The sequence below is a fragment of the Thiomonas sp. SCN 64-16 genome (assembly GCF_001725585.1).
Lineage (GTDB): Bacteria > Pseudomonadota > Gammaproteobacteria > Burkholderiales > Burkholderiaceae_C > Thiomonas > Thiomonas arsenitoxydans.
In genome coordinates, this window is sequence record NZ_MEGQ01000070.1 from 1 (window position 1) to 22,054 (window position 22,054).

At 65.0% G+C, this 22,054-nt stretch carries 20 protein-coding genes; 14 read left to right on the forward strand and 6 right to left on the reverse strand.

Annotated features, from left to right (window positions below; all coding sequences use genetic code 11):
* The 12 genes from ABT24_RS14425 to ABT24_RS14480 form a co-directional block, all read left to right on the forward strand.
* Nucleotides 1-872 (forward strand): pyridoxal phosphate-dependent aminotransferase (locus ABT24_RS14425; protein ID WP_286738131.1); only part of this gene is annotated, 872 nt, incomplete at its 5' end.
* A 26-nt stretch (nucleotides 873-898) separates the two neighbouring features.
* Nucleotides 899-2,209 (forward strand): homoserine dehydrogenase, encoded by a 1,311-nt coding sequence (locus ABT24_RS14430; RefSeq protein WP_276730730.1) that lies wholly within the window; start codon nucleotides 899-901, stop codon nucleotides 2,207-2,209.
* Nucleotides 2,209-3,651: a threonine synthase gene (gene thrC, locus ABT24_RS14435; protein ID WP_276730727.1), complete on the forward strand. Its 1,443-nt coding sequence runs from the start codon at nucleotides 2,209-2,211 to the stop codon at nucleotides 3,649-3,651. The genes ABT24_RS14430 and thrC overlap by 1 nt, the downstream gene beginning before the upstream one ends.
* Entirely contained in the window at nucleotides 3,651-4,172 is a 522-nt protein-coding gene (gene mobB, locus ABT24_RS14440; protein ID WP_276730725.1) for a molybdopterin-guanine dinucleotide biosynthesis protein B, read from the forward strand. Before thrC ends, mobB begins: the two co-directional genes overlap by 1 nt.
* Nucleotides 4,169-5,416, forward strand: coding sequence for a molybdopterin molybdotransferase MoeA (locus ABT24_RS14445; RefSeq protein ID WP_276730722.1), 1,248 nt, complete (start codon nucleotides 4,169-4,171; stop codon nucleotides 5,414-5,416). The genes mobB and ABT24_RS14445 overlap by 4 nt, the downstream gene beginning before the upstream one ends.
* A gap of 3 nt (nucleotides 5,417-5,419) precedes the next feature.
* Complete coding sequence (gene moaD, locus ABT24_RS14450) at nucleotides 5,420-5,677, forward strand: molybdopterin converting factor subunit 1 (RefSeq protein WP_013106358.1); 258 nt, start codon at nucleotides 5,420-5,422, stop codon at nucleotides 5,675-5,677.
* Between the two features lie 4 nt (nucleotides 5,678-5,681).
* Nucleotides 5,682-6,173, forward strand: coding sequence for a molybdopterin synthase catalytic subunit MoaE (gene moaE / locus ABT24_RS14455; protein WP_276730719.1), 492 nt, complete (start codon nucleotides 5,682-5,684; stop codon nucleotides 6,171-6,173).
* 171 nt (nucleotides 6,174-6,344) lie between these two features.
* Nucleotides 6,345-6,782 carry a DsrE family protein gene (locus tag ABT24_RS14460; RefSeq protein WP_286738132.1) on the forward strand — a complete coding sequence of 146 codons (438 nt, stop codon included), beginning with the start codon at nucleotides 6,345-6,347 and terminating at the stop codon, nucleotides 6,780-6,782.
* 198 nt (nucleotides 6,783-6,980) lie between these two features.
* Nucleotides 6,981-7,193 (forward strand): DUF3311 domain-containing protein, encoded by a 213-nt coding sequence (locus tag ABT24_RS14465; protein WP_276730714.1) that lies wholly within the window; start codon nucleotides 6,981-6,983, stop codon nucleotides 7,191-7,193.
* A gap of 4 nt (nucleotides 7,194-7,197) precedes the next feature.
* Nucleotides 7,198-8,652, forward strand: a complete 1,455-nt coding sequence (locus ABT24_RS14470) for a sodium:solute symporter family protein (RefSeq protein ID WP_286738133.1) — start codon at nucleotides 7,198-7,200, stop codon at nucleotides 8,650-8,652.
* Between the two features lie 138 nt (nucleotides 8,653-8,790).
* Entirely contained in the window at nucleotides 8,791-9,189 is a 399-nt protein-coding gene (locus ABT24_RS14475; protein ID WP_276730709.1) for an MAPEG family protein, read from the forward strand.
* Nucleotides 9,182-10,441, forward strand: coding sequence for a CaiB/BaiF CoA transferase family protein (locus ABT24_RS14480; protein ID WP_276730706.1), 1,260 nt, complete (start codon nucleotides 9,182-9,184; stop codon nucleotides 10,439-10,441). Before ABT24_RS14475 ends, ABT24_RS14480 begins: the two co-directional genes overlap by 8 nt.
* Nucleotides 10,442-10,457: 16 nt before the next feature.
* Here ABT24_RS14480 and ABT24_RS14485 read toward each other — a convergent pair whose 3' ends face one another.
* Complete coding sequence (locus ABT24_RS14485; RefSeq protein ID WP_276730704.1) at nucleotides 10,458-12,032, reverse strand: transglycosylase SLT domain-containing protein; 1,575 nt, start codon at nucleotides 12,030-12,032, stop codon at nucleotides 10,458-10,460.
* Nucleotides 12,033-12,137: 105 nt separating this feature from the next.
* Nucleotides 12,138-12,956 carry a hydroxyacylglutathione hydrolase gene (gene gloB / locus ABT24_RS14490; protein ID WP_276730702.1) on the reverse strand — a complete coding sequence of 273 codons (819 nt, stop codon included), beginning with the start codon at nucleotides 12,954-12,956 and terminating at the stop codon, nucleotides 12,138-12,140.
* Nucleotides 12,957-12,980: 24 nt separating this feature from the next.
* Between gloB and ABT24_RS14495 the strand changes: the two genes are divergently transcribed.
* Complete coding sequence (locus ABT24_RS14495; RefSeq protein ID WP_276730805.1) at nucleotides 12,981-13,871, forward strand: class I SAM-dependent methyltransferase; 891 nt, start codon at nucleotides 12,981-12,983, stop codon at nucleotides 13,869-13,871.
* Nucleotides 13,872-13,876: 5 nt separating this feature from the next.
* Entirely contained in the window at nucleotides 13,877-14,332 is a 456-nt protein-coding gene (gene rnhA / locus ABT24_RS14500) for a ribonuclease HI (protein ID WP_276730700.1), read from the forward strand.
* 22 nt (nucleotides 14,333-14,354) lie between these two features.
* On the opposite strand, the gene ABT24_RS14505 is transcribed toward rnhA, so the two are convergent.
* The 4 genes from ABT24_RS14505 to ABT24_RS14520 form a co-directional block, all read right to left on the reverse strand.
* On the reverse strand, nucleotides 14,355-15,398 hold the full coding sequence (locus tag ABT24_RS14505) for a cupin-like domain-containing protein (protein WP_276730698.1): 1,044 nt from the start codon (nucleotides 15,396-15,398) through the stop codon (nucleotides 14,355-14,357).
* Between the two features lie 50 nt (nucleotides 15,399-15,448).
* Nucleotides 15,449-17,767 carry a condensation domain-containing protein gene (locus ABT24_RS14510; RefSeq protein ID WP_286738137.1) on the reverse strand — a complete coding sequence of 773 codons (2,319 nt, stop codon included), beginning with the start codon at nucleotides 17,765-17,767 and terminating at the stop codon, nucleotides 15,449-15,451.
* On the reverse strand, nucleotides 17,764-20,358 hold the full coding sequence (locus ABT24_RS14515) for a non-ribosomal peptide synthetase (RefSeq protein ID WP_286738138.1): 2,595 nt from the start codon (nucleotides 20,356-20,358) through the stop codon (nucleotides 17,764-17,766). Before ABT24_RS14515 ends, ABT24_RS14510 begins: the two co-directional genes overlap by 4 nt.
* A gap of 6 nt (nucleotides 20,359-20,364) precedes the next feature.
* Nucleotides 20,365-22,054 (reverse strand): aminotransferase class III-fold pyridoxal phosphate-dependent enzyme (locus ABT24_RS14520; protein WP_286738139.1); only part of this gene is annotated, 1,690 nt, incomplete at its 5' end.

The following is a 22,054-nucleotide window of genomic DNA, read 5'->3' on the forward strand; positions in this document are numbered from 1 at the left end:
AAGTGCTGATTCCCGCGCCGGATTACCCGCTCTACACCGCGTCGGTCGCACTTTCGGGCGGCAAGCCGGTGCACTACATCTGCGACGAGCAGTCGGACTGGTATCCGGACATTGCCGATATCCGCAGCAAGATCACGCCCAACACCCGGGCCATCGTGGTGATCAACCCCAACAACCCGACCGGTGCGCTGTACCCGCGCGAGTTGCTCGAAGAGATCGTGCAAGTGGCGCGTGAGCACGAACTCATCGTGTTCGCCGACGAGATTTACGACAAGACGCTGTACGACGGCAACACCCACACCAGCATCGCCTCGCTGGCCGACGATGTGCTGTTCATCACCTTCAACGGCCTGTCGAAAAACTACCGCTCCTGCGGCTACCGCTCGGGCTGGATGGTGGTGTCGGGCAACAAACGGTGTGCGCGCGACTACATCGAGGGCCTGACCATGCTGGCCTCGATGCGCCTGTGCGCCAATACGCCGGGGCAGTTGGCGATTCAGACCGCGCTGGGCGGTTATCAGAGCATCAAGGATCTGGTCGCGCCGCAGGGGCGCCTGACCAAGCAGCACGATCTGGCTTACGACCTGCTCACGCAGATTCCGGGTGTCAGCGTGGTGAAACCGAAGGCGGCGCTGTATATGTTCCCGCGGCTCGATCCCGAGATTTACCCCATCGCCGACGATCAACAGTTTGCCTACGACCTGCTGGCGCAGGAAAAAGTGTTGATCGTGCAAGGTACCGGCTTCAACTGGCCGCAGCCCGACCATTTCCGGCTCGTTTTTCTGCCCAATGCCGACGATCTGACGGAAGCCATCGGCCGCATCGCGCGCTTTCTTGAAACGCTCCGCAAGCGCAGCCGCGCGGCGGCCTGACTGCCTGACTTCCACTCCCGTTCTCTATGAAACCTTTACAGATTGCCCTTCTCGGCGCGGGCACCGTTGCCAGCGGCGTGGTCAAGGTGCTGGCGCGCAACCAGGAAGAGCTGCAGCGCCGCGCCGGACGTGGCATTGCCCTCGCCGCGATTGCCGCGCGCAACCCCGACAAGGCGCGCGCCGCTTTAGGGGACGCTCTGCCCATCACCACGGATTTCATGGCGTTGGCGACCCGGCCCGACATCGACATCGTGGTCGAACTCATGGGGGGCATCAGCCCGGCGCGCGAGTTGGTGCTGGCGGCCATCGCTGCGGGCAAGCATGTGGTCACCGCGAACAAGGCCTTGCTGGCCATGCACGGCAACGAAATCTTCGCCGCGGCACAGGCCAAGGGCGTGATCGTGGCCTTCGAGGCGGCTGTGGCCGGCGGAATTCCCATCATCAAGGCGGTGCGCGAAGGGCTGGCGGGTAACCGCATCGAATGGATCGCGGGCATCATCAACGGCACCACCAATTTCATCCTGTCCGAGATGCGCGACAAGGGGCTGGATTTCGCCACCGTGCTCAAACAGGCGCAGGCGCTGGGCTATGCCGAGGCCGATCCGACCTTCGACATCGAGGGCGTGGACGCGGCGCACAAGGCCACCATCCTCTGCGCCATCGCCTTCGGCGTGCCGGTGCAATTCGACAAGGCCTATGTCGAGGGCATCACAGCGCTGCAGGCGGCCGACATCCGTTACGCCGAGCAACTCGGCTATCGCATCAAGCTGCTGGGCATCACCAAAAACACCGGTGAGGGCATCGAGTTGCGCGTGCATCCCACCCTGATTCCAGCCACACGTCTGATCGCCAATGTCGAAGGCGCGATGAATGCGGTGGTGGTGCAGGGCGACGCGGTGGGCCCGACGCTGTATTACGGCAAGGGCGCGGGCTCTGAGCCCACGGCCTCTGCCGTCATCGCCGACCTGGTGGACGTGACCCGGCTGCACACCGCCGATCCCGAGCACCGCGTACCGCATCTGGCCTTCCAGCCCGATGCGATGAGCGATTCTCCCATCCTGCCGATGGATCGGGTGGTGACCGCCTACTACCTGCGCCTGCGCGTGGCCGATCAGACCGGGGTGCTGGCTGACCTCACGCGCATCCTGGCGGACGAAGGCATTTCCATCGACGGCCTCATTCAGCGCGAGGCCGGGGAGGGCGAGCATCAGACCGACCTCATCATCCTCACGCATGACACCGTCGAGTCGCGCATGAACACCGCCATCGGCCGCATGCAGACCCTGCCCAGCGTGCACGCGCCCATCGTCCGCATTCGTAAAGAGGAGTTGCGCTGATGCGTTATCTGAGCACCCGCGGCGAGTCCGCGACCCGAGGTTTTTCCGACATCCTGCTCGAAGGGTTGGCGCCCGATGGCGGGCTCTATCTGCCCGAACGCTATCCGCAGATCGATAGCGCCACGCTGGTGCAATGGCGCGGTCTGTCTTACGCCGATCTGGCTTTTGAGATTCTGTCGCGTTTCATCACCGACTTGCCGGCGGACGATCTGCGTGCGCTGATCGCCAAGACCTACACGCCCGAGGTGTTCGGCGGCCATGCCGAGATCGTGCCGCTCAAACCGCTGAAAGGCGATCCGGGTATGGCGCTGCTGGGCTTGTCCGAAGGGCCCACGCTGGCGTTCAAGGACATGGCCATGCAGTTGCTCGGTAATCTGTTCGAGTACGCGCTGGCCCGCCAGCACAGCGAACTCAATATTTTCGGCGCGACCTCGGGCGATACCGGCAGCGCGGCCGAATATGCCATGCGCGGCAAGCGCGGTATTCGCGTGTTCATGCTCTCGCCCTTCGGCAAGATGAGCGCGTTCCAGACCGCGCAGATGTATTCGCTGGCCGACGCCAACATCCACAACATCGCGGTGCAAGGCGTGTTCGACGATGCGCAGGACATGGTCAAGGCCGTGTCCAACGACCTCGACTTCAAGCGCCGCTGGCGCATCGGCACGGTCAACTCCATCAACTGGGCGCGGCTTGCGGCGCAGATCGTCTATTACTTCGCCGGTTACTTCCAGGTCACGCGCAGCAACGACGAGCAGGTGAGCTTCACCGTCCCGTCGGGCAACTTCGGCAACATCTGCGCCGGGCATGTAGCGCGCATGATGGGTCTGCCGATCCGCAAGCTGGTGCTGGCCACCAACGAAAACAACGTGCTCGACGAGTTCTTCCGCACCGGCGTCTATCGTCCGCGCAAATCGGCGGAAACACATCACACCTCCAGCCCGTCGATGGATATCTCCAAGGCGTCGAACTTCGAGCGCTTCATCTTCGATCTGCTCGGGCGAGATGCCTCGCGCGTGCACGCGCTGTTCGCGGGCGAACTGCCGAGCAAGGGCTTTTTCGACCTCTCGGCCGACCCGGCGTTTGCCAGGATTGCGGCCGACTACGGCTTCGCCTCGGGCAGCAGCACTCATGCCGACCGGCTCGTCACCATCCGCAGCGTGTGGCAGGGCAGCGAACGGCTGATCGACACCCATACCGCCGACGGCGTGAAGGTGGCGCGCGAGCACCTGGAGCCGGGCGTGCCCATGCTGGTGCTCGAAACGGCGCTGGCCGCCAAGTTCCCCGAAACGATTCAGGAAGCCGTGGGCACCTGCCCGCAGCGCCCGGCCGGACTCGAAGACCTCGAACGCCGCCCGCAGCGTTTTGCCGTCATGCCGGTCGAGGTGGAGGCGGTGAAGTCCTACATTGCAATGCACTGCGGCGCGGGGTTGGCGGGCTCCTGATGAAGGTCGTCGGATTTGCCGGATTTTCCGGCAGCGGCAAGACCACCTTGGTCGAGGCGCTGGTCAAGCGGTTCGTGCAGCAGGGGTTGCGGGTGTCGGTGCTCAAACACGCGCATCACCGCTTCGAGTTCGATCATCCGGGCAAAGACACCTGGCGGCACCGCGAGGCCGGCGCGTTTGAGGTGCTGGCCGCATCCGACCGCCTGATCACGCTGCAGCGCCGTCTGCCAGAGCCGCGAGAGCTTGGGGCGCCCGAGCTTTTGCCCATGCTTGATCCAGCCGCTGACTGGGTGTTTGTCGAAGGCTTCAAGCAGGCCCGGCTCCCCAAGGTTGAAGTGTGGCGCGCCAGCACCGGGCGCCCTCTGTGCTACCCCGAGGATGCGCAGGTTCTCGCCATCGCCACCGACTCGCCGCAGCAACTCCCGCAGCCTGCCCCTGCCGCCGTCCTCGACATCAACGACCCGGCTGCCGTGGCCGACTGGTTGACGGACAATGCCCCCAAATTCGAGTACCTGCCATGACTGCACCAGCTTCGCCCCTGATCGATCCCGATGTCGCTTTGCAGCGTCTGCTGGCCGCTGCGAGCGCAATCAGCGAGACCGAGACGCTGCCGCTCTCATCCGCTCTTGGTCGGGTGTTGGCGCAAGAGGTGCGTTCCACCATCGACGTGCCCCCCGCTGACAACACCGCGATGGACGGCTACGCCTTGCGCAGCGGCGATGTGTCTGCCGCGGGCATCTGCCTGCCGGTGAGCCAGCGCATTCCGGCCGGTGCCGTGCCGCAGCCCCTGCAGCCGGGAACGGCGGCGCGTATTTTTACCGGCGGGCTCATTCCACCGGGCGCAGACGCCGTGGTGATGCAGGAGCAATGCGCCGCCGAGGGCGATGCGGTGCGCATCAACGCGCCGCCCAAGGCCGGTGATTGGGTGCGGCGGCGCGGCTTGGATGTGGCGGCTGGCAATGTGGTGCTCGCAGCCGGGCAACGGCTGCGGCCGCAGGATCTCGGGCTGGCCGCTTCCGTGGGAGTGGCCTCGCTGCGAGTGCGTCGCAAGCCGCGCGTGGCGATGCTGTTCACCGGCGACGAACTCGCCATGCCCGGCGAGCCGCTGCGCCCCGGCGCCATCTACAACTCCAACCGCTTTGTCATCCGCGCGCTGCTGGAAACTGCGGGATGCGAGGTGACCGATTTCGGCATCGTGCCCGATCAGCTCGAGGCCACCCGCGCCGTGCTGCGCCAAGCCGCGCTGGGCCACGACCTCGTGGTGTCCACCGGGGGCATGTCGGTGGGCGAGGAAGACCACGTCAAACCCGCGGTGCAGGCCGAAGGCGCGCTCGATCTGTGGCAGATCGCCATGAAGCCTGGCAAGCCGCTGGCCTTCGGCCATCTGCGCCGTGGCGAAAATCAGGGCGAAGAACAGGGCGAAGCCGCCTTCATCGGCCTGCCCGGCAATCCGGTTTCGAGCTTCGTGACCTTTCTACTTTTTGTGCGGCCCTTTTTGCTCGCTTTGCAGGGCGCAGGGCAAACCGCCGTGCGGACGCTGCCGGTGCGCGCCGCGTTCGATTGGCCCAAGCCCGACAGGCGCCGCGAATATCTGCGCGTTCGGCTCAACGCGCAAGGCGAGGCCGAGCTGTTTGCCTCGCAGAATTCCGCGGTGCTCACCTCGACCGTCTGGGCCGACGGCCTGGTGGACAACCCGCCGCAGCAGCCCATCGTCCGTGGCGATGTGCTGCGCTACCTTCCGTTCTCCATCTTGTTGCAGGGCTGACCCATGCTCGTCCAGATTCGGTATTTCGCCAGCGTGCGCGAAATCGTCGGTGTGTCACAAGAAACGCACGACCTGCCCGAAGCGGTGCTCACCGTGGGGCAGGCGCGCGACTGGCTGCGGGCGCAGGGCGGGCGCTACGCACTGGCCTTGGCAGCTGAAAAACCGCTGCGCATGGCGTGCAATCAGCTCATGTGCGACGGCGACACAGCGCTGCAGCCCGGCTGCGAAGTCGCGTTTTTTCCGCCCGTCACCGGGGGCTGAACGCATGGAGCCGATCACCATTCGCATCCAGACCGAGCCGTTCGACCTGGGTGCAGAAATGCAGGCGCTGCGGGCTGGGCGGTTGGGTGTGGGCGCGATCGCCAGTTTTGTCGGGCTTTGCCGCGATCATCATCCAGGCGTTTGCGACCCCGGCCATGTGCAGGCGATGGAACTGGAGCATTACCCCGGCATGACCGAGCGCGCCATTGCCGACATGGTGCATGAGGCACAGGCGCGTTGGCCCTTGCTGGGTGTCACGGTGATTCACCGCGTGGGCCGCCTGCTGCCGGGCGACGACATCGTGCTGGTGCTGGTGGCCAGCGCCCACCGCGCCGCGGCCTTTGCCGCCTGCGAATTTTTGATGGATTACCTCAAAACTCAGGCGCCGTTCTGGAAGAAGGAAACCACGCCCGAGGGCGGCCAGTGGGTCGATGCCCGCGAATCCGACGACGCCGCTCTGCGCCGTTGGGGCGTCGAGTCCGGCAACGCCGGCTGAGCATCCCTGGGTTGCCCTCGGGTTGACCCGCTAGGCGCTCGATGTCCCATCGATTACACCCGGATACATCTGGGTTCGCGAGGGGATGTCATGCAAGCCACAAGACGACAGGTATTGATCGCAACGCTCTGCGCAGCGGCCAGCAGCGCAGCAAACGCGGCTGGACAGCTGGTGCAAACGCCCTACAAGGCGCCGATGAAAGTGGTGTTCGAGTTTTACCTCGACGACCCCGCAACCCTTTCCAATGCGCTGTTCTGGGTGCGCTCGGTGTTCAACACGGTGCAGGCCTCGCCCTATGACTTTTCGCCCGAAGATGTGCAGGCCGTCGTGGTGCTGCACGGCACCGAGATTGCCGCCACCGTTACCCGCAATCAGGACCGTTATCGTGAAGCCGTCGAGCGCATGCGCTATTACGCGCAGATGGGCGTGAAGTTCAAGGTGTGCGGACAGGCGGCACACGATTTCGGCTACACCCCGGCGGATTTTCTGGACTTCATCGAAATCGTGCCGAACGCCATGACCGAGTTGATCTATTGGCAGCAGCAGGGTTATGCCCTGATCATTCCGCGCATCCTGATCAAGCGGGAATCGACCGAACAGATCCGCTGATTTTTTGACTCACCCTCAGTAGAAACCCTCACGAACGCTCGTTCGTTTTCTCCTGCTTGCGAATGACACATTCGGATACCCGAATTTGTAAACGGCTGGGCTAATCTCCGACAGGTCAGCGCACCGGCGATGGATGCCGGTGAAAAAACCGAAGGTTGGCCGCCCCTGGCGCGTCAGCCGAGCCTGGAGACCCGTTCCATGTCCACACCCAAAAAACTGGGGCCGCTGCAGTTCATTCTGCTGGCGATTCCCTGCGTTGCCGTGCTCGCCATTCCCTACTTCAACAAGCTGGAACCCAGCGTGTTCGGCATTCCCTTCTTCTACTGGTGGCAACTCGTCTGGGTGCCGCTGTCTGGAGTGTTCATCGCCATCGTCTACAAGATGGTCGTGCCGTCTGGATGCGGAGACTGACGCCATGAATGTCGTTGCCACCGTTGTTTTTGTCGCGTTGTTTGTCGGTATCGCGGTTCTGGGATTCGCCTCGGCGCATTGGCGCAAGGGGGATATGAATCATCTGCATGAGTGGGGGTTGGGCGGACGACGCTTCGGCACCTGGATCACCTGGTTCCTCATCGGGGGTGATCTTTACACCGCTTACACCTTCGTGGCCGTGCCCGCGTTGGTGTTCGGCGCCGGGGCGCTGGGTTTCTTTGCGCTGCCTTACACCGTGCTGGTGTATCCCATGGTGTTCGCCATCCTGCCGCGTCTGTGGATCGTCGCGAAAAAGCACAACTACATCACCGCGTCCGATTTCGTCGCCGGACGCTACGGCAGCCCGGCGCTGGCGCTGGCGATCGCCGTGACCGGCATCGTCGCCACCATGCCCTATATCGCGCTGCAGCTCGTGGGCATTCAGGTGGTGATCGGCGGGCTGGGTTTTTCCACACAGGGGCTGATGGGGGATGTGCCGCTGGTCATCGCCTTTGTCATTCTGGCTGCGTTCACCTATACCAGCGGGCTGCGCGCCCCAGCGTCCATTGCGGTGGTCAAGGATCTGCTGGTCTACATCACGGTGATCGCGCTCATCATCGTGGTGCCGTACAAGCTCGGCGGTTTCGGCAACATCTTCGCCGCCATTCCGAAGGGGCATCTGCTGCTGCCGCCGGTGAAAGACGGCAACCTGGGCCTGCAGACGTTCTATCCGACTTTGGCCTTTGGTTCGGCGCTGGCGCTGATGCTGTATCCGCACGCCACCACGGCCGTGCTCTCGGCCAAGGGCCCCAACACCCTGCGCCGCAACTGGGTGTTCCTGCCGGCGTACTCCTTCATGCTCGGCCTCATCGCGCTGCTCGGTTATATGGCCTATGCCTCGGGCATTGCCAAGCTGCCGGAACTGGCGCCTTACTTCAAGCAGTACGGCCCGCAGTTCGCCATGCCGGGTCTGCTGCTGCACTACTTCCCGAGCTGGTTTGTCGGGGTCTACAAGCCCTATATCAATCCGAACTGCAGCACGCACAAGGAAACCGAGATGGCCAAGCTGGTATCGTTGCTGGTCAAGTTCGGTGCGCTGCTGTTCATCGTGTTCCTGCCGCTGACCTATGCCATTCAGCTCCAACTGCTGGGCGGTATTCTGATTTTGCAGACCCTGCCGGCCATCGTATCGGGCATCTACACCCGCTGGTTCGACGCCAAGGCGCTGCTGCTGGGCTGGGCGGCGGGTCTGGTCTGGGGCGTCTGGGCGGCGTCGCTCAGCGGCTTCAAGGCCTCGGGCTATGGGCTACACATTGCTGGCCTGGTGATTCCGGCTTACATCGGCTTGTACGCCCTGGTGATCAACTTCGTGGTCGCCATCGTCGCCACCCTGGTCATCGGTGCCTTGGGCATGGCCAACAAGCAGGATGCAACCGTGGCCGCAGACTACGCGGGCTAACGACATGAGACAAGTTTCTGCTCCCTGAAGATCGCACGCCGGAGGTTTGATTCCGGCCGAACGCGACGGTAGTGCCAAGGGCCGACAGCAGTCGGCCCTTGGTTTTTGTATGCTGCGCACTCACCCCGGAGATCCCCCATGCTGCTCACCGCCATCCTGCTGCTCATTGCCTCGCAACTGCCCATCGTCGCGGCGGGCAAGGCCAAGTCGGGCACGTTTCGCTCTAAGGAAAACCGCTACGACAACAACGAGCCCCGGCTCTGGATGGAGCGGCAGACCGACCCACGCAGACGCCGTGCCAACGCGGCGCAGGCCAACAGCTTCGAGGCCTTGCCCTTTCTGTTTGCGGCGGCCTTGTTTGCCCTGTATCTGAAAGCGCCGCTGGAACTGATCAACGGCCTGCTGATCGCCTGGCTGGTGTTGCGCGCGATCTATTTGTGGTGCTACCTCAACGACCGCGCCTCGTTGCGCTCGGCGGTGTGGGGGCTGGCGCTGCTGGTCAACATCGCCCTGTTGTTTGCTCCGTTCTATGGATAAGCAGGTCGCTTCAACACAGCCTGCGCGCAGTGCGCTCGACGGCCTGCGCGTGCTCGAACTCGGCAGCCTGATTGCCGGGCCGTTTGCCACCCGGCTGATGGCCGAGTTCGGCGCGGACGTGATCAAGATCGAGTCGCCGGCACGCGGCGATGATCCGGGCGGCGACCCGCTGCGCAGTTGGCGCAAGCTGCACAAAGGCGAGTCGCTGTGGTGGACCGCGCAGGCGCGCAACAAACGCTGCATCACGGTCAATCTCAAACACCCGCAGGGCCGCGACATCGTGCTGCGGCTCGCGGAGCGGGCCGATGTGGTGGTGGAAAACATGCGTCCCGGCGCACTCGAAAAGCTCGGCCTGGGTTGGGACGACCTGCGCGCCGTCAACCCCAGTCTGGTGATGGTGCGCATTTCCGGCTTCGGCCAGACCGGGCCGATGCGCCTGCAGCCGGGCTTCGGCGCCATTGCCGAGGCCATGGGCGGCATGCGCTATGTCACCGGCGACCCGGATCGTCCGCCCATGCGCGCCAATTTGTCGCTGGGCGACTCCATCGCCGCCTTGCACGCCACCATGGGCGCGCTCATGGCGCTGCGCCACCGCGACGCCACCGGCGGGCGGTGGAACGGGGAGCAGGGCGGCGAAGGGCAAGTGGTCGATGTGGCGCTGACCGAGAGCGTGTTCAATCTGCTGGAAAGCACGCTGATGGAATACAGCTACGACGGCACGGTGCGGCAGCGCACGGGAACGAGCATTCCGGGCATCACGCCGTCCAACGTCTATCGCAGCAAGGGCGGCGAGTGGGTGCAGATTTCGGGCAATGGCGATGCGATTTTCAAGCGGTTGATGCTGGCCATCGGCCGCGCCGACATGGCCGAGGATGCCGGGCTGGCGCGCAATCCAGGCCGCATGGCGCGCGCCGACGAAATCGACGCGGCCATACAGCAATGGGCTGCGGGACAAGAGCCCGAAGCCATCGTGCAGGCCATGCGTGCGGCCGAGGTGCCCGCCACCCGCATCTACAGCATTGCCGATGTGGCGGCCGATGCCCAGTTTCGCTCGCGCGGCATGATCGAGCCGCACGCTCTGGCCGACGGCACGCCGGTCGATTTGCCTGCACCCGCGCCTCGCTTGTCAGCCACGCCAGGAGCTACGCGCTGGCTCGGCCCGGCGCTGGGGGCGCATACCGATGAGGTGCTGGCCGAACTGGGTCTGGACGCCGGGCAGATCGCCGCGTTGCGGCAGGACGGCGCGGTCTGAACGCGTGATCGCGCGCTTACTGCTGCGCGACGTCGATCAGTTTCTTATCCCGCGTCTGCACGCTGTAGTGCAGTTCTTTGCGCTGACGCTCGGCAACCTTGACGGGCTGGCGCACGATGTTGCGGCGCTTGACCTGCGGTTTGCGTTCGGCCACCACGCGCCGTTTGACCACCTTACGCTCGGCCACGATGCGCCGCTCGTCCGCCTGGCGCTCAGCCACGAAAATGCGCGGGGTGTGCGTGACGTAAATGGTCACGAACTGCCCTTTGCGGAAAATGCCGCGCTCGGTCGTGCGGTTCCACTGCGCCACTTGCAGCGGGCTGAGGTGATAGCGGTGCGCTACGCCCTGCACCGAGTCGCCATATCGGCCGACGCGCAACACCATGCGACGCCCCGGCGGGGCTTCGGGCGCAAAGGCCAGCACCGCGTTTTCGGCGACGGCTGCGCTGACGTTTTTGTTGCTGCCGTCATCCGCCTTGGGAATCAGCACGGTCGAACCGGCCCGGATGAGCTGCCGCGCCGGAATGTCGTTGGTCTCGCGCAGCACGGCTTCGCTGACCTTTAGGTCGCTCGCCAGTTGCATCGGCGACTGAGTAGCTTTGACGGTGTAGGCCGTCCAGGTGGACAGCGGGCCGTTGTAAGCCTGCAGCGCTTGCGCAAAGTGCGTGGCGTTGTCGTAGGGCAAGAGAATGCGCGGGTTCGTCGCCCCCAGGATCACCGGCTTGGTGTAGGAGGGGTTGAGCGAGCGGAACTCGTCGGGCGTCAGCCCGGCCAGTTTGGCAGCCAGCGACACGTCGATATCGCGCGTGATGGTGACCGCCTTGAAGTAGGGATGATCGGGAATGTCGGGCAGGGTGATGCCGTACTTGCTCGGATCGGAAATGATGTCTTTCACCGCCTGCAGCTTGGGGTAGTAGTTGCGGGTTTCGTTGGGCATGCGCAGGTCTTGGTAATCGACCGGCAGGTTGTGCGCCTTGTTGTAGGCAATGGCGCGCTGCACACTGCCTTCGCCCCAGTTGTAGGCCGCCAGGGCGAGCTGCCAGTTGCCGAACATGTTGTAGAGGTTCTGCAGATAGTCGAGCGCGGCGTTGGTCGAGGCCAGTACGCTGCGGCGATCATCCTGGAACATGTTCTGCTTGAGGTTGTAGTGCTTGCCGGTGGACGGTATGAACTGCCACATGCCCACAGCGTGGGCCACCGAGCGCGCGTCGGGGTTGTAGGCGCTCTCGATAAAAGGCAGTAGCGCCAGCTCGGTGGGCATGCCGCGCTTTTGCACTTCCTGCACGGTGTAGTAGAGGTATTTGCGCGCGCGCTCGGTCATGCGGGCGACATAGTCGGGCCGGGTGGTGTACCACTGCGCGGCCTGCGCCACCAGCGGGCTGTCCATATTGGGAATGGCGAAACCGGCGCGGATGCGTTGCCAGATGTCGTTGTACTGCGGGGTGATGTCTTTGGTGTCGTCTTGCAGCGCCGTTTGCTCTGCGGGAGTGACGGCGCTGCTGCCGACCACCTCGGCCTTGAGCGGCGTGCCGGGTTCAGCGGTTGCGGAAGCTGCGGCGGTAGAACTGCTGGGCGGTGAGGTTAGAGACAAGGCTGCGGTTTTTTCGGAGGGAGGGACGGCGGCGCATCCGGCGGCCATTGCGACCATTGCACCCAAAGCCCAAAATCGCAGTCGTCTCAGTTGCCGCATCGGTTCTCACCCCTTGAAATCGTTTTTCCACTCTCGCAGCCAGGCCAGCGCCTGCACCGCGTCCCCGGGCTTTTGGCCCTTGTGCTGCTCCAGCGCCTGCAGCACGCCGGGCTGGTCGGTGCGCAGGAACGGGTTGATCTGCTTCTCCAGGCCGATATGGCTCGGCAAGGTGGGCAGCCCTTTGGCGCGCAAGGCCAGGCACCGTTTCTGGTGCGCCACCACCGCCTCATTCAGGGGATCTGCAGCCCGTGCGAATTGTAGATTAGAGAGGGTGTACTCGTGGGCACAATTTACTGTCGTATTTTCAGGGAGTTGCGACAGTTTGTTTAAAGAATGGTGCATCTGGGCCGGAGTTCCTTCAAACAGACGACCGCAGCCTGCGGAAAACAGCGTGTCGCCGCAGAACAGCGAAGGCGGCTCCTCGCTCTGCAGTGCGGTGGCCACATAGGCGATATGCCCCAGGGTGTGGCCCGGCACTTCCAGCACCTCCAAACGCAGTGGCCAGCCCGTCGGCGAGAACACATCGCCCTGGAGCATGGCCTGCGTGCGTGCGGGAATGGCCTCGGCGGCTGGCCCCCAGACGGGCGGCTCATCGGCGGGGTGCTTCGTCTGCCACCACTGCAGCAACTCGCGAATGCCGCCCACATGGTCGCTGTGATGGTGGGTGACTAGAATGCCGCGCAGTTCCAGGCCGCCCCGTTCCAGGGCGCCAATCACCGGCGCGGCGTCGCCCGGGTCGACCACCAAAGTGCGCGGATCGTTCGCGTCGGGCCGGATCAACCAGATGTAGTTATCGCGAAAGGCTGCAAGCGCTTCTGTATGCATGGTGACTCCGATCTGTGGCCGTTGATGAGCCTGCAGCACTGGTTGCAGACGCCTCCCGGTCGCTATGCCCTGGCTTGGGAGCAGAGCCAGATTGACCGCGTGGTGACCGACATTTTCGGCTATCACGCGCTGCAACTCGGCAACCCGGCTTTGCAGGGGCTGGCGCACAACCGCATGCCGCATCGCTGGCTGGCGCTCGACGGCGCCGAGTCGGCCCAGCCCGATCTGCCCGGCGTGCGCCCGGCCTGCCTGCTGCCCGAGCATTACGGCGGCGAGCCGGTCTATGCCGAGCCCGGTCTGGTGGACGCCGTGGGCGTGGCGGCCGAAAACGCACAGCTTCCCCCCGAGCCGCAGCCCGCCGACGCCCACGCCATTCATACCGAGCATCTGCAATGCGATTTCACCGCGCTGCCGTTTCCCGCCCAATCGCTCGATTTGGTCGTGCTGCCGCACACCCTGGAGTGGGTGGACGATCCGCACGCCTGCCTGCGCGAAGTGGACCGCGTGCTGGTGCCCGGCGGGCAGATCGTCATCAGCGGCTTCAACACCTGGAGCCTGTGGGGCATGCGACAACTGGTCGGACGTGTGGGCGGCGGCTGGTATCTGCCACAGCACGGCGAATTTCTCGCCCCCCGCCGCGTGCGCGACTGGCTGCGGCTGCTCAGCTTTGAAGTCACCCAAGGCCGCTTCGGCTGCTACCGCCCCGCGCTGTGCTCGCCGCTGTGGCTGCACCGCTGGCGCTTCATGGACCAGGCAGGAGACCGCTGGTGGCCCGTGTTCGGCGCGGTGTATTTTCTTGCGGCGATCAAGCGCGTGCCCGCCATGCGTCTGGTCGGCAAGGTGGAAATGCGCACCCAGCGTCGCGCCGTGGCGCTGCGACCCATCGCGCAGCGCCGGGCGAAAACAAAAATCTGAACCCTATGACCACCGAAACCGACAACGAGATCATCATCTACACCGACGGCGCCTGCAAAGGCAACCCCGGCCCCGGCGGCTGGGGCGTGGTGCTGCGCAGCGGCGCCCATGAAAAAACCCTGCACGGCGGCGAGCCGCAAACCACCAACAACCGCATGGAACTGATGGCTGCCATCATGGCGCTCGAAGCCCTCAAGCGCCCCAGCCGCGTGCTGCTGCACACCGATTCGCAATACGTGCTCAAAGGCATGACGGAATGGATCGTCGGCTGGAAGCGGCGCGGATGGACCACCGCCGACAAAAAGCCGGTGAAAAACGTCGATCTGTGGCAGCGCCTGGAAAAAGCCGCCGCGCCCCACACCCTACGCTGGGTGTGGGTGCGCGGCCACACCGGCGACCCCGGCAACGAACAGGCCGACGCCCTGGCGAACCAGGGCGTGGAGGCGGCGGGGCGGGGGTAGGTCACTTCGCCGCCACGCCCATTCACTCGACTGAAAGTCGAAACTTCATCGGCGTTTCTGAGGGGTCTTTGGTGAAGTCCGGGGATGCCGGTGAAAGGGCCGACGGGAATTTGAGGCGCTTTGCCAGTAGCGGTGTTGCCGTCTGCAGGTTTTCCATGGCTTGCATGACGCTGCCCGCCCCTTTGAGATAGAAACGCTTGAGCGCAATCTTGGCCGCTGAGTTCTTGGATCGGTCGCAGACGTCCTCCACAAAACCGGGCCAGTTGGAGCGATCCATCAAGGCCGTACAGACCGAGATGGAAATGGACAACGGCCGGGCTGCATGCCACCACAGCATGGGAATGAAAATAGTCTGCCCGGGCATGAGCACGGCGCGGTAGGCCGTGGCTTCGGCCATGCGCGGAAAGCGGCTCAGATCGGGCGCGGCGGGGTTGTCCACCTGAGACCAGTTTTTCTGGCCGGGGCGCGGGTAGAGCTTGTCGCCGTCCTCGGGTGGGAAGAGATAGAACTCCTTGTCGCCGTAGATTTCGGTGATCTGCGCGTGGGCGTGTTCCAGGTCGTAGTGCATGACTGGAAACTTGCTGCCCACACCCCCCATCAGCAGTTTGAGAAAGCCGTCGGGACGGCGCCAGCGCTCGGGCATCAGCGGGCTCGCATGGCGACCCGCAAAGGCGTAGGCATTTTGCGGACGGAGATCGGCCAGCAGTTGCGGCAGGTGATCGTGGATGAACAGGCGATAGAGGTAAGGCCCCGGCGCATCGACGGTCGATGCCTCGACGGCATCGACGAAGTCGCGCATCGCCATGCGTTTGGTGTAGGACACCTGCACGGTTTGGTCGCCGAACTTGTCGCGGAAATAACCGGGCGTCCAACGGCTCAGCGCCGGCCACTCCCGCACCGAGTCGGCGATGACCACGGGCCGGTTCTTGCGAACGTACTCGTTCAGGAACTCGTTGTAGGGCAGGTCCTGTGCCCGCACCACGTCGATGGCGAGAGGCGGGCGGGTTTGCAGTGGCTGGGCGCGTGCGCGATCAGGTCCACCTCCAATCGGTGTGGCTTGCTGCATGGTTTGAACTCCAGGAAATGTGCATGATGGGCTGCCTTCTTTGGGCGGCGTCAGTTTGCTGAGTGTGTCGAACTGCTGGTCTCTTTCCCGAACAGGCGCTGGAAGAGACTCTTTTTGCCACTCGGTGCGGCTTGTTCTGTTTTGTCGTATTCGAGGGCGATCTGCCGCAATGAATCGAACACGTAATGACGGGGGCCGAGGCGTTTTCCCGTTAATTTCTCCATGCGCGAGACGGCCTGCATGACCAGCAGCGAGTGGCCGCCCAGATCAAAGAAGTTGTCGTCGGGCTCGATATGCGGGGTGGCGAGTAGCTCGGCCCAGAGGGCTGCGAGCTGTCGCTCCGTCTCGGTTTGCAGGCGGTCTGCAGCAGGTGCGGCTGCGGCGGGCGCCCTTGGCGAAGCGACGGTCGATGCGGTCGAAGCCGGGCTGCTGACACTCACCGTGCCCCCCAAGGCGGGCAAATCCGCGAGCGCGGTCTCGGGGTGCGCCATGGCGTCGACGAGCAACTGGCTGTACTGCGCCATCCACGCCGCCACGCGAGGGGCCTCGAACACATCGGTGTTGTAGGTCAACCCACCCATCACGCCGCTGGGGGTGTTGAGGAACCACAAGCGAACGTCCTCGGCTGCGGCAGGTTGATAGACCTTGAGATTCTCCTGCTCCAGGGTTCCCCAGTGGGTGTTTCGCTGTCGCACATCCTGATACGAAAAGAAGGCCTGATAGATCGGTGTGCGACTGTCGTCTCGCGGCGGACTAACTAAGCGCAATAGCTGCTCGAACGGTACGTCAGGAGCAGCATAGGAGCTCAGCATCACCTCGCGCACTTGCCGTACCAAGGAAGCAAACGATTGCCTCGGGTCGGGGCGAATCCGCAGCGGCAGGGCGTTGACGAAAAAGCCCATGACCCTCTCCAGATCCACCGTGGGCCGCCCGCGTACCGGCGTGCCGATGACCAGATCGGTCTGGCCCGATTGCCGCCACAGCAGCGCCGCGAAGGCGCTGAGCAACACCATGTAGGGCGTGGCGTTTTGCTGCAACGCGAATTGGTGCAGGCTGGCAAACCAATCGGCCGGGTGGCTGAACCAGAAGGTGTCGCCGCCACCGGTCATGCGCTTGGGGCGGGGGCGGTCTGCGGGCAGATTCAGCGGCGCGGGCAACGGCGTTAGCTGTTCTCGCCAGTAGCCGAGCTGGCGCTGAAGGTCGGGCGTTTCGAGCCATAGCCGCTGCCAGGCGGCGTAGTCGCCATAGGTGACGGGAAGCGGCGCCAGATCGGGCGCGCGGCCTTCTGCAAAGGCGGGGTAAAGCGCCGCCATTTCGTCGTATATGAGATCGAACGACCAACCGTCCCAGATGATGTGGTGCGGCATGAAAAACAGCACATGGTCGTCTTCCGCCAGACGGTAGAGCCCCAGTTTGAACAGCGGCAGTTCGCCCAGATCGAAGACCTCGGCGCTGCGGGCCTGCAGCCTTTTCATCAATTCGACCTCGCGGTCGGCAGGGGGCAGGGCGGAGAGGTCGTGAATCTCGCCCAGTTGCACAGTCAGTTCGGGGGCGACGACCTGCAGCGGCGCGCCGTCTTGCTCCACGATCACTGTGCGTAGGCTGGCTTGGCGCGCCACCATGGCGTTGAGCGCGCGTTCGAGTGCGACGACATCCAACGCCCCGCGCAGGCGATGCGCGGAAGGGGTGTTATAGGTTGGCAGCCCAGGGTCGAGCTGTTCAAGGAACCAGATGCGCCCTTGCTGCAGCGAGGCGGGCGCGACGGTCTGCTCGCTGCGATGCGCAATGGCTTCGACCTTGGCGCTATCGTCCTGGGCATGGGTGTCGATCCAGCGCGACAGACCGTCGATGCTGGGCGCATCGAAGACGGTGCGCATTTGGACGTCCAGACCGGTTTGCTCACGCAGGCGCGCCGCTAGCTGCGCCGCCAGCAGCGAATGCCCGCCGAGGGAGAAAAAGTCGTCGTCGAGTGCCATGCCGGGCAGGCGCAGCACCTGCTCCATCACTGCGGCCACCCGCTTTTGCGTGGGCGTCTGCGGAAGTCTGCGCTCGGCTTTGATCGGCCCGCCGCCGCTGACAGGCGAAGGCAGGCGCTTGCGGTCGATCTTGCCATTGGGCAAGAGCGGAAGCGTCTGCAGCGCAACGATGTGCTGCGGAATCATGTAGGCGGGCAGGTCTTGCTGCAGATGCTTGCGCAACTGCGCGGGGTCCAACTCCACTTGCGCGAATCGGGGGACGACATAGGCCACCAGCCGGGCATCGCCCGGGGTGTCTTCGCGTACCATCGCTACCGCCTGCGCGACTTCGGGGTGATGGGCGAGGTGGGTTTCAATGTCGCCCAGCTCGATGCGAAAGCCGCGCAGCTTCACCTGGAAGTCGAGCCGCCCGAGGTGTTCGAGCTGGCCGTCGTTGCGCCAGCGGCCGCGGTCGCCAGTGCTGTACAGGCGCGCGCCGGGTTCGTTGGAAAAAGGGTCGGCAGGGCGACGCTGGCCCCGCCGATGTGGATTTCGCCGGGCACGCCAATCGGGCAGAGATTGCCGCGAGGGTCGAGCACCCACACCTGGGTGTTGGCCAGCGGCGTGCCGATGGCGATGCCTGCGGCGCCGTCTTGCACCCGCCAGCAGGTGGACCACACGGTGGTTTCCGTCGGGCCGTACATATTCCACACCGCATCGCAACTGCGCTGCAACTGCGCGGCGAGGTCGGCAGGCAGGGGTTCGCCGCCGACCAGGGCTTTGAGCTTGCTTTGGCCCGCCCAGTCTGCGCTGAACAGCAGGCGCCAGGTGCTCGGCGTGGCTTGCAGGGCCGTGACCGGGTGGGCTTGCAGCAGGTCGCGCAGGGCAAAGCCGTCGGCGGCTTGTTCGCGGCTGGCCAGCAGCACGGTGGCGCCGACGGCGAGCGGCAGCAGAAGTTCGAGTACGGCAATGTCGAACGAGAGCGTGGTGACGGCCAGCAGCATGTCGCCGGACGTCAGGCCGGGACGCTGGGCGACCGCGAGCAGGAAGTTCACCACGGCGCGGTGCGGCAGCATGACGCCCTTGGGCTTGCCGGTGGAGCCCGAGGTGTAAATCATGTAGGCCAGCGAGTCGGGCGTGGCGTCGCGCTGGGCCTCTGCGGCTGGCGGGGTGTCGGGCTGGGCGGCGATTTCAGCGGCATCGCTGTCGAGCCACAGGCTTTGCGCGCGAGGCCAGGGCAGGGCGCCGGCTGAGGTGGACTTGGCGATCAGCAGGGCGAGGTCGGCGTCTTCGGCCATGTCGGCCAGGCGCGAGGTGGGAAAGCTCGGGTCCAGCGGCACATAGCCTGCACCGGCGACCAGAACGCCCAGCAAAGCGGGCAGCATGTCGGCGTCACGGGGCAGGCATAGGCCGACGCGCGAGCCGCGCTGCACGCCGCGTGCGCGCAGCGTGTGGGCGATGCGATGCGCCTGCGCCCAGAGTTGGGCGTAGGACATCGGGCTAGCGCCGCAGATTTGCGCGGTGGCGTCGGGCGTGCGCGTGGCCTGCGCATGCAGCAACTGGTGCAGCAGCAGGCCGGGAGGCAGCGGCGACGACGTGGCATTGAGTTGCGCCAGTTGCTGCCGGTCGGAATCGGTGACGATGTCGATGGCGCCGAGCGCCGCATCGGGCGCGGCACAGAGATGCGTCAGCAAGGCTTGGTAGCTCGCCAGCCAGCGGCGCACCGTGGCTTCGTCGAACAGCGCGGTGGCGTATTGGCACTCGAGCCGTAGGCCGCCATCAGCCATGGGGACGGCGTTGATGGACAGTTCGAAGTTCTCGGCCTGCCGCGGGTTGTAAACCGTACTGACTTGCAGATGGCCAAAGCTGCGCAGATCGATGGCCTGGTCGAGATTGAACATGACCGGGGCGAGCGGCACCCGCGATGGATCGCGTTCGATCAACAGTTTTTGCAGCAGGGTGCCGAAGGTGTAATGCTGGTGCTCGAAGGCATCGAGCACGGCCGATTGCGCGGCCGGCAGCGACTGCGCCAGCGGGGCGGCGGGGTCGGGCATCAACCGCAAAGGCAGCAGATTGACGCCGTGGCCGACGACGGTTTCGAAACCCGGCAGCGTTTGCCCCGCGGCGGGTACGCCGACCACCACTTCATCATTGCCCGAAAGACGCTGCAACAACGCACCGAAGCTGCACAGCAGGGTGGAAAACAAGCTGGCGCCGGACTTGGCGCCGAGTTGACGCACGGCGCCCACCAAGTTTGCGGGCAGCACATGGTCGATGCGCTTGGAGTCGAAAGCGCGCGTGGCGGGCCGGGGGTGGTCGCAAGGCAGCTCAAGCACCGCGGGAATGCTGGCGTAGCGGTTCAGCCAGTACGCCTCATCGGCCTGATGTTCGGCGCTGCCTTGTCGCGCGGAAAGCGCTTGCGCAAACGAAGCGAAGCTCGCGGGCGCCTCGGGCTCGGGGGCTTCGCCCTTGCGGGCCGAGTAGAGCGCGCCGATTTCATCCACTAGGACGCCGAACGACCAGCCATCGCAGACGATGTGGTGCGCGCTGAGCAGCAGGGCGATGTGATCGTCGGCCAGGCGCAGCAGGCGTGCGCGAAACAGCGGCCCTTGTTGCAGATCGAAAGGCATGGCGACGGCCTGCGCGGTGGTTTGCTTCAGGGCGTCATCGCCTTGCTCGGCGGTCAGGCCGCGCAGGTCGTCTGTGGGGATGTCGAGGTTCAGGCGCTCGGCGATGAGCAACTGTTCCCCATCGGCGCTGAGGGTGGCGCGCAGCGCGTCGTGGCGATCCAGCAGGGCGCGCACCGCGGCGGTAAGCGCTGGCAGATCGACCGCGCCGCGCAGATGCAGGGTGATGGATTCGTTGTACGCCAGCGTGGCATCGCCGCCGAGCTGACAGGCCAGCCAGATTTCGCGCTGGGCTTCGGTGGTGGGGGCGACGCGGGCGACGGGCGCGGCGTCGGCGAAGGGGTCGTAATCGACCGCGGTGGCGGTGGAAGTATCCATAGCTTTTTAGGCGTCGAGGCGAAGGTACTTGCCGGGCTGCTCGGGGTTGGGGACGAACCAGGCGGGGTTGCCGCCGGGGTCTTTGCCGATGCGTGCGCCGGGCACGGGCGGGTGGCTGGCGTCGAAGGCGGCGGGGGCCGCATCGATGTGGCGGGGTATGAAGTCGGCTTCCTGCAGTTCGGCCACGGCTTCCTTGAACGCGGTCTTGATGACGGCGATGTCTTGCGGGGTGTGGGCGGTGGTGAAGAAGCAGGGGAAGTTGTCGAGGATGTGCACGCCGCGGCTGCGCATCATGGCGAACAGCAGGTCTTGCATGGGGTGGTCTTCGGTGAAGAAGATTTTCCACACCGAGGAGAACGATTTGAGAACGATGGGCGCGCCGACTTCGCGGCAGTAGGCATTGAGTTCGTCCACCATGGCGGCGGTGGAGGTGGTGAGGGTGTGCTGCAGTTCGGGGCCTGCGGCCTTGAGGTGCAGGAGCACGGCCTTGGCTGCGGCCAGGGCGAGGGGGTGGCGCACGAAGGTGCCGGCAAAGTAGGTGACGCCCACGGTGGGCACGGAGTCGTCGCCGTATTGCCATTGGCCGCCGTCGAGCGCGTCCATGAACTCGCGCTTGCCGGCGATGACGCCGATGGGAAAGCCGCCGCCGACGACTTTGCCGTAGCTCACCAGATCGGCGCGGATGTCGAACAGGGCCTGGATGCCGCCGGGGTGCGAGCGGAAGCCGGTGACCACTTCGTCGAAGATGAGCAGGGTGCCGGCCTGGGCGGTGAAGTCGCGCAGGGCGTGGAGGAATTCGCGGGGCTGGAAGTCGGGGCGGCGGCTCTGCACGGGTTCGACCACGATGGCGGCGAATTCATCCATGCGCTCTTTGAGCGCGGCCAGGGTTTCGGGGGTGCCGTAGTCGAATACGACGACGTTTTCGGAAGTGTTGGGCATGATGCCCGGCGCCGCGGGAATGGAGCGACCTTTCTTGGTGCCGCGCACGATGACTTCGTCGAAGATGCCGTGATAGGCACCGGCGAAGATGGCGATCTTGCTGCGGCCGGTGATGGTGCGGGCCACACGCACGGCGCCCATGACGGCTTCTGAGCCGGTGTTGCACAGCGCGGCGCGGTCGGCGCCGGTGAGTTCGCAGATGAGTTCGGCCACTTCGCCGGCCAGGGGGTGCTGGGGGCCGATGTCGTAGCCGTCGTCGAGTTGTTTGCGCACGGCGTCATTGATGAAGGGCGGCTGCCAGCCGAACAGGCTCATGCCGAAGCCGCTGAGGGCGTCGACATACTCGTTGCCGTCGAGATCCCACATATGGCAGCCGGCGGAGCGGGCAATGACGATTTGATAAATGATTTCCTTGAGCTGGGGGCGAAAGCCGTTGACCACGCGCGGGTCGGCCAGATGCGGGCGGTGGCGCACGGTGTAGGCCTTGGATTCTTTGGTGCGTTCGATGTAGCGGCGCATGAAGGCGTCGAGCCGCGCCTGCTGCCGGGCGCTGAGTTCGCCAGTGGGCGTGGTGTGGATGCGGGCGATGGCGCCGAAGGCTTTTTTCACGTCGTACTTGGCGTTGGCGTTCGGGCCTTCTTCGTCGACCGTCGGGGCAGCCGGCGCGACGGGGGCGGGGTCTGGTGCGGGGGCGGGTGGGGCAACGGCCGCAGGCGCTGCGGCTTGAATGCTTTGCAGGGCGGCGGGCACTTCGGCC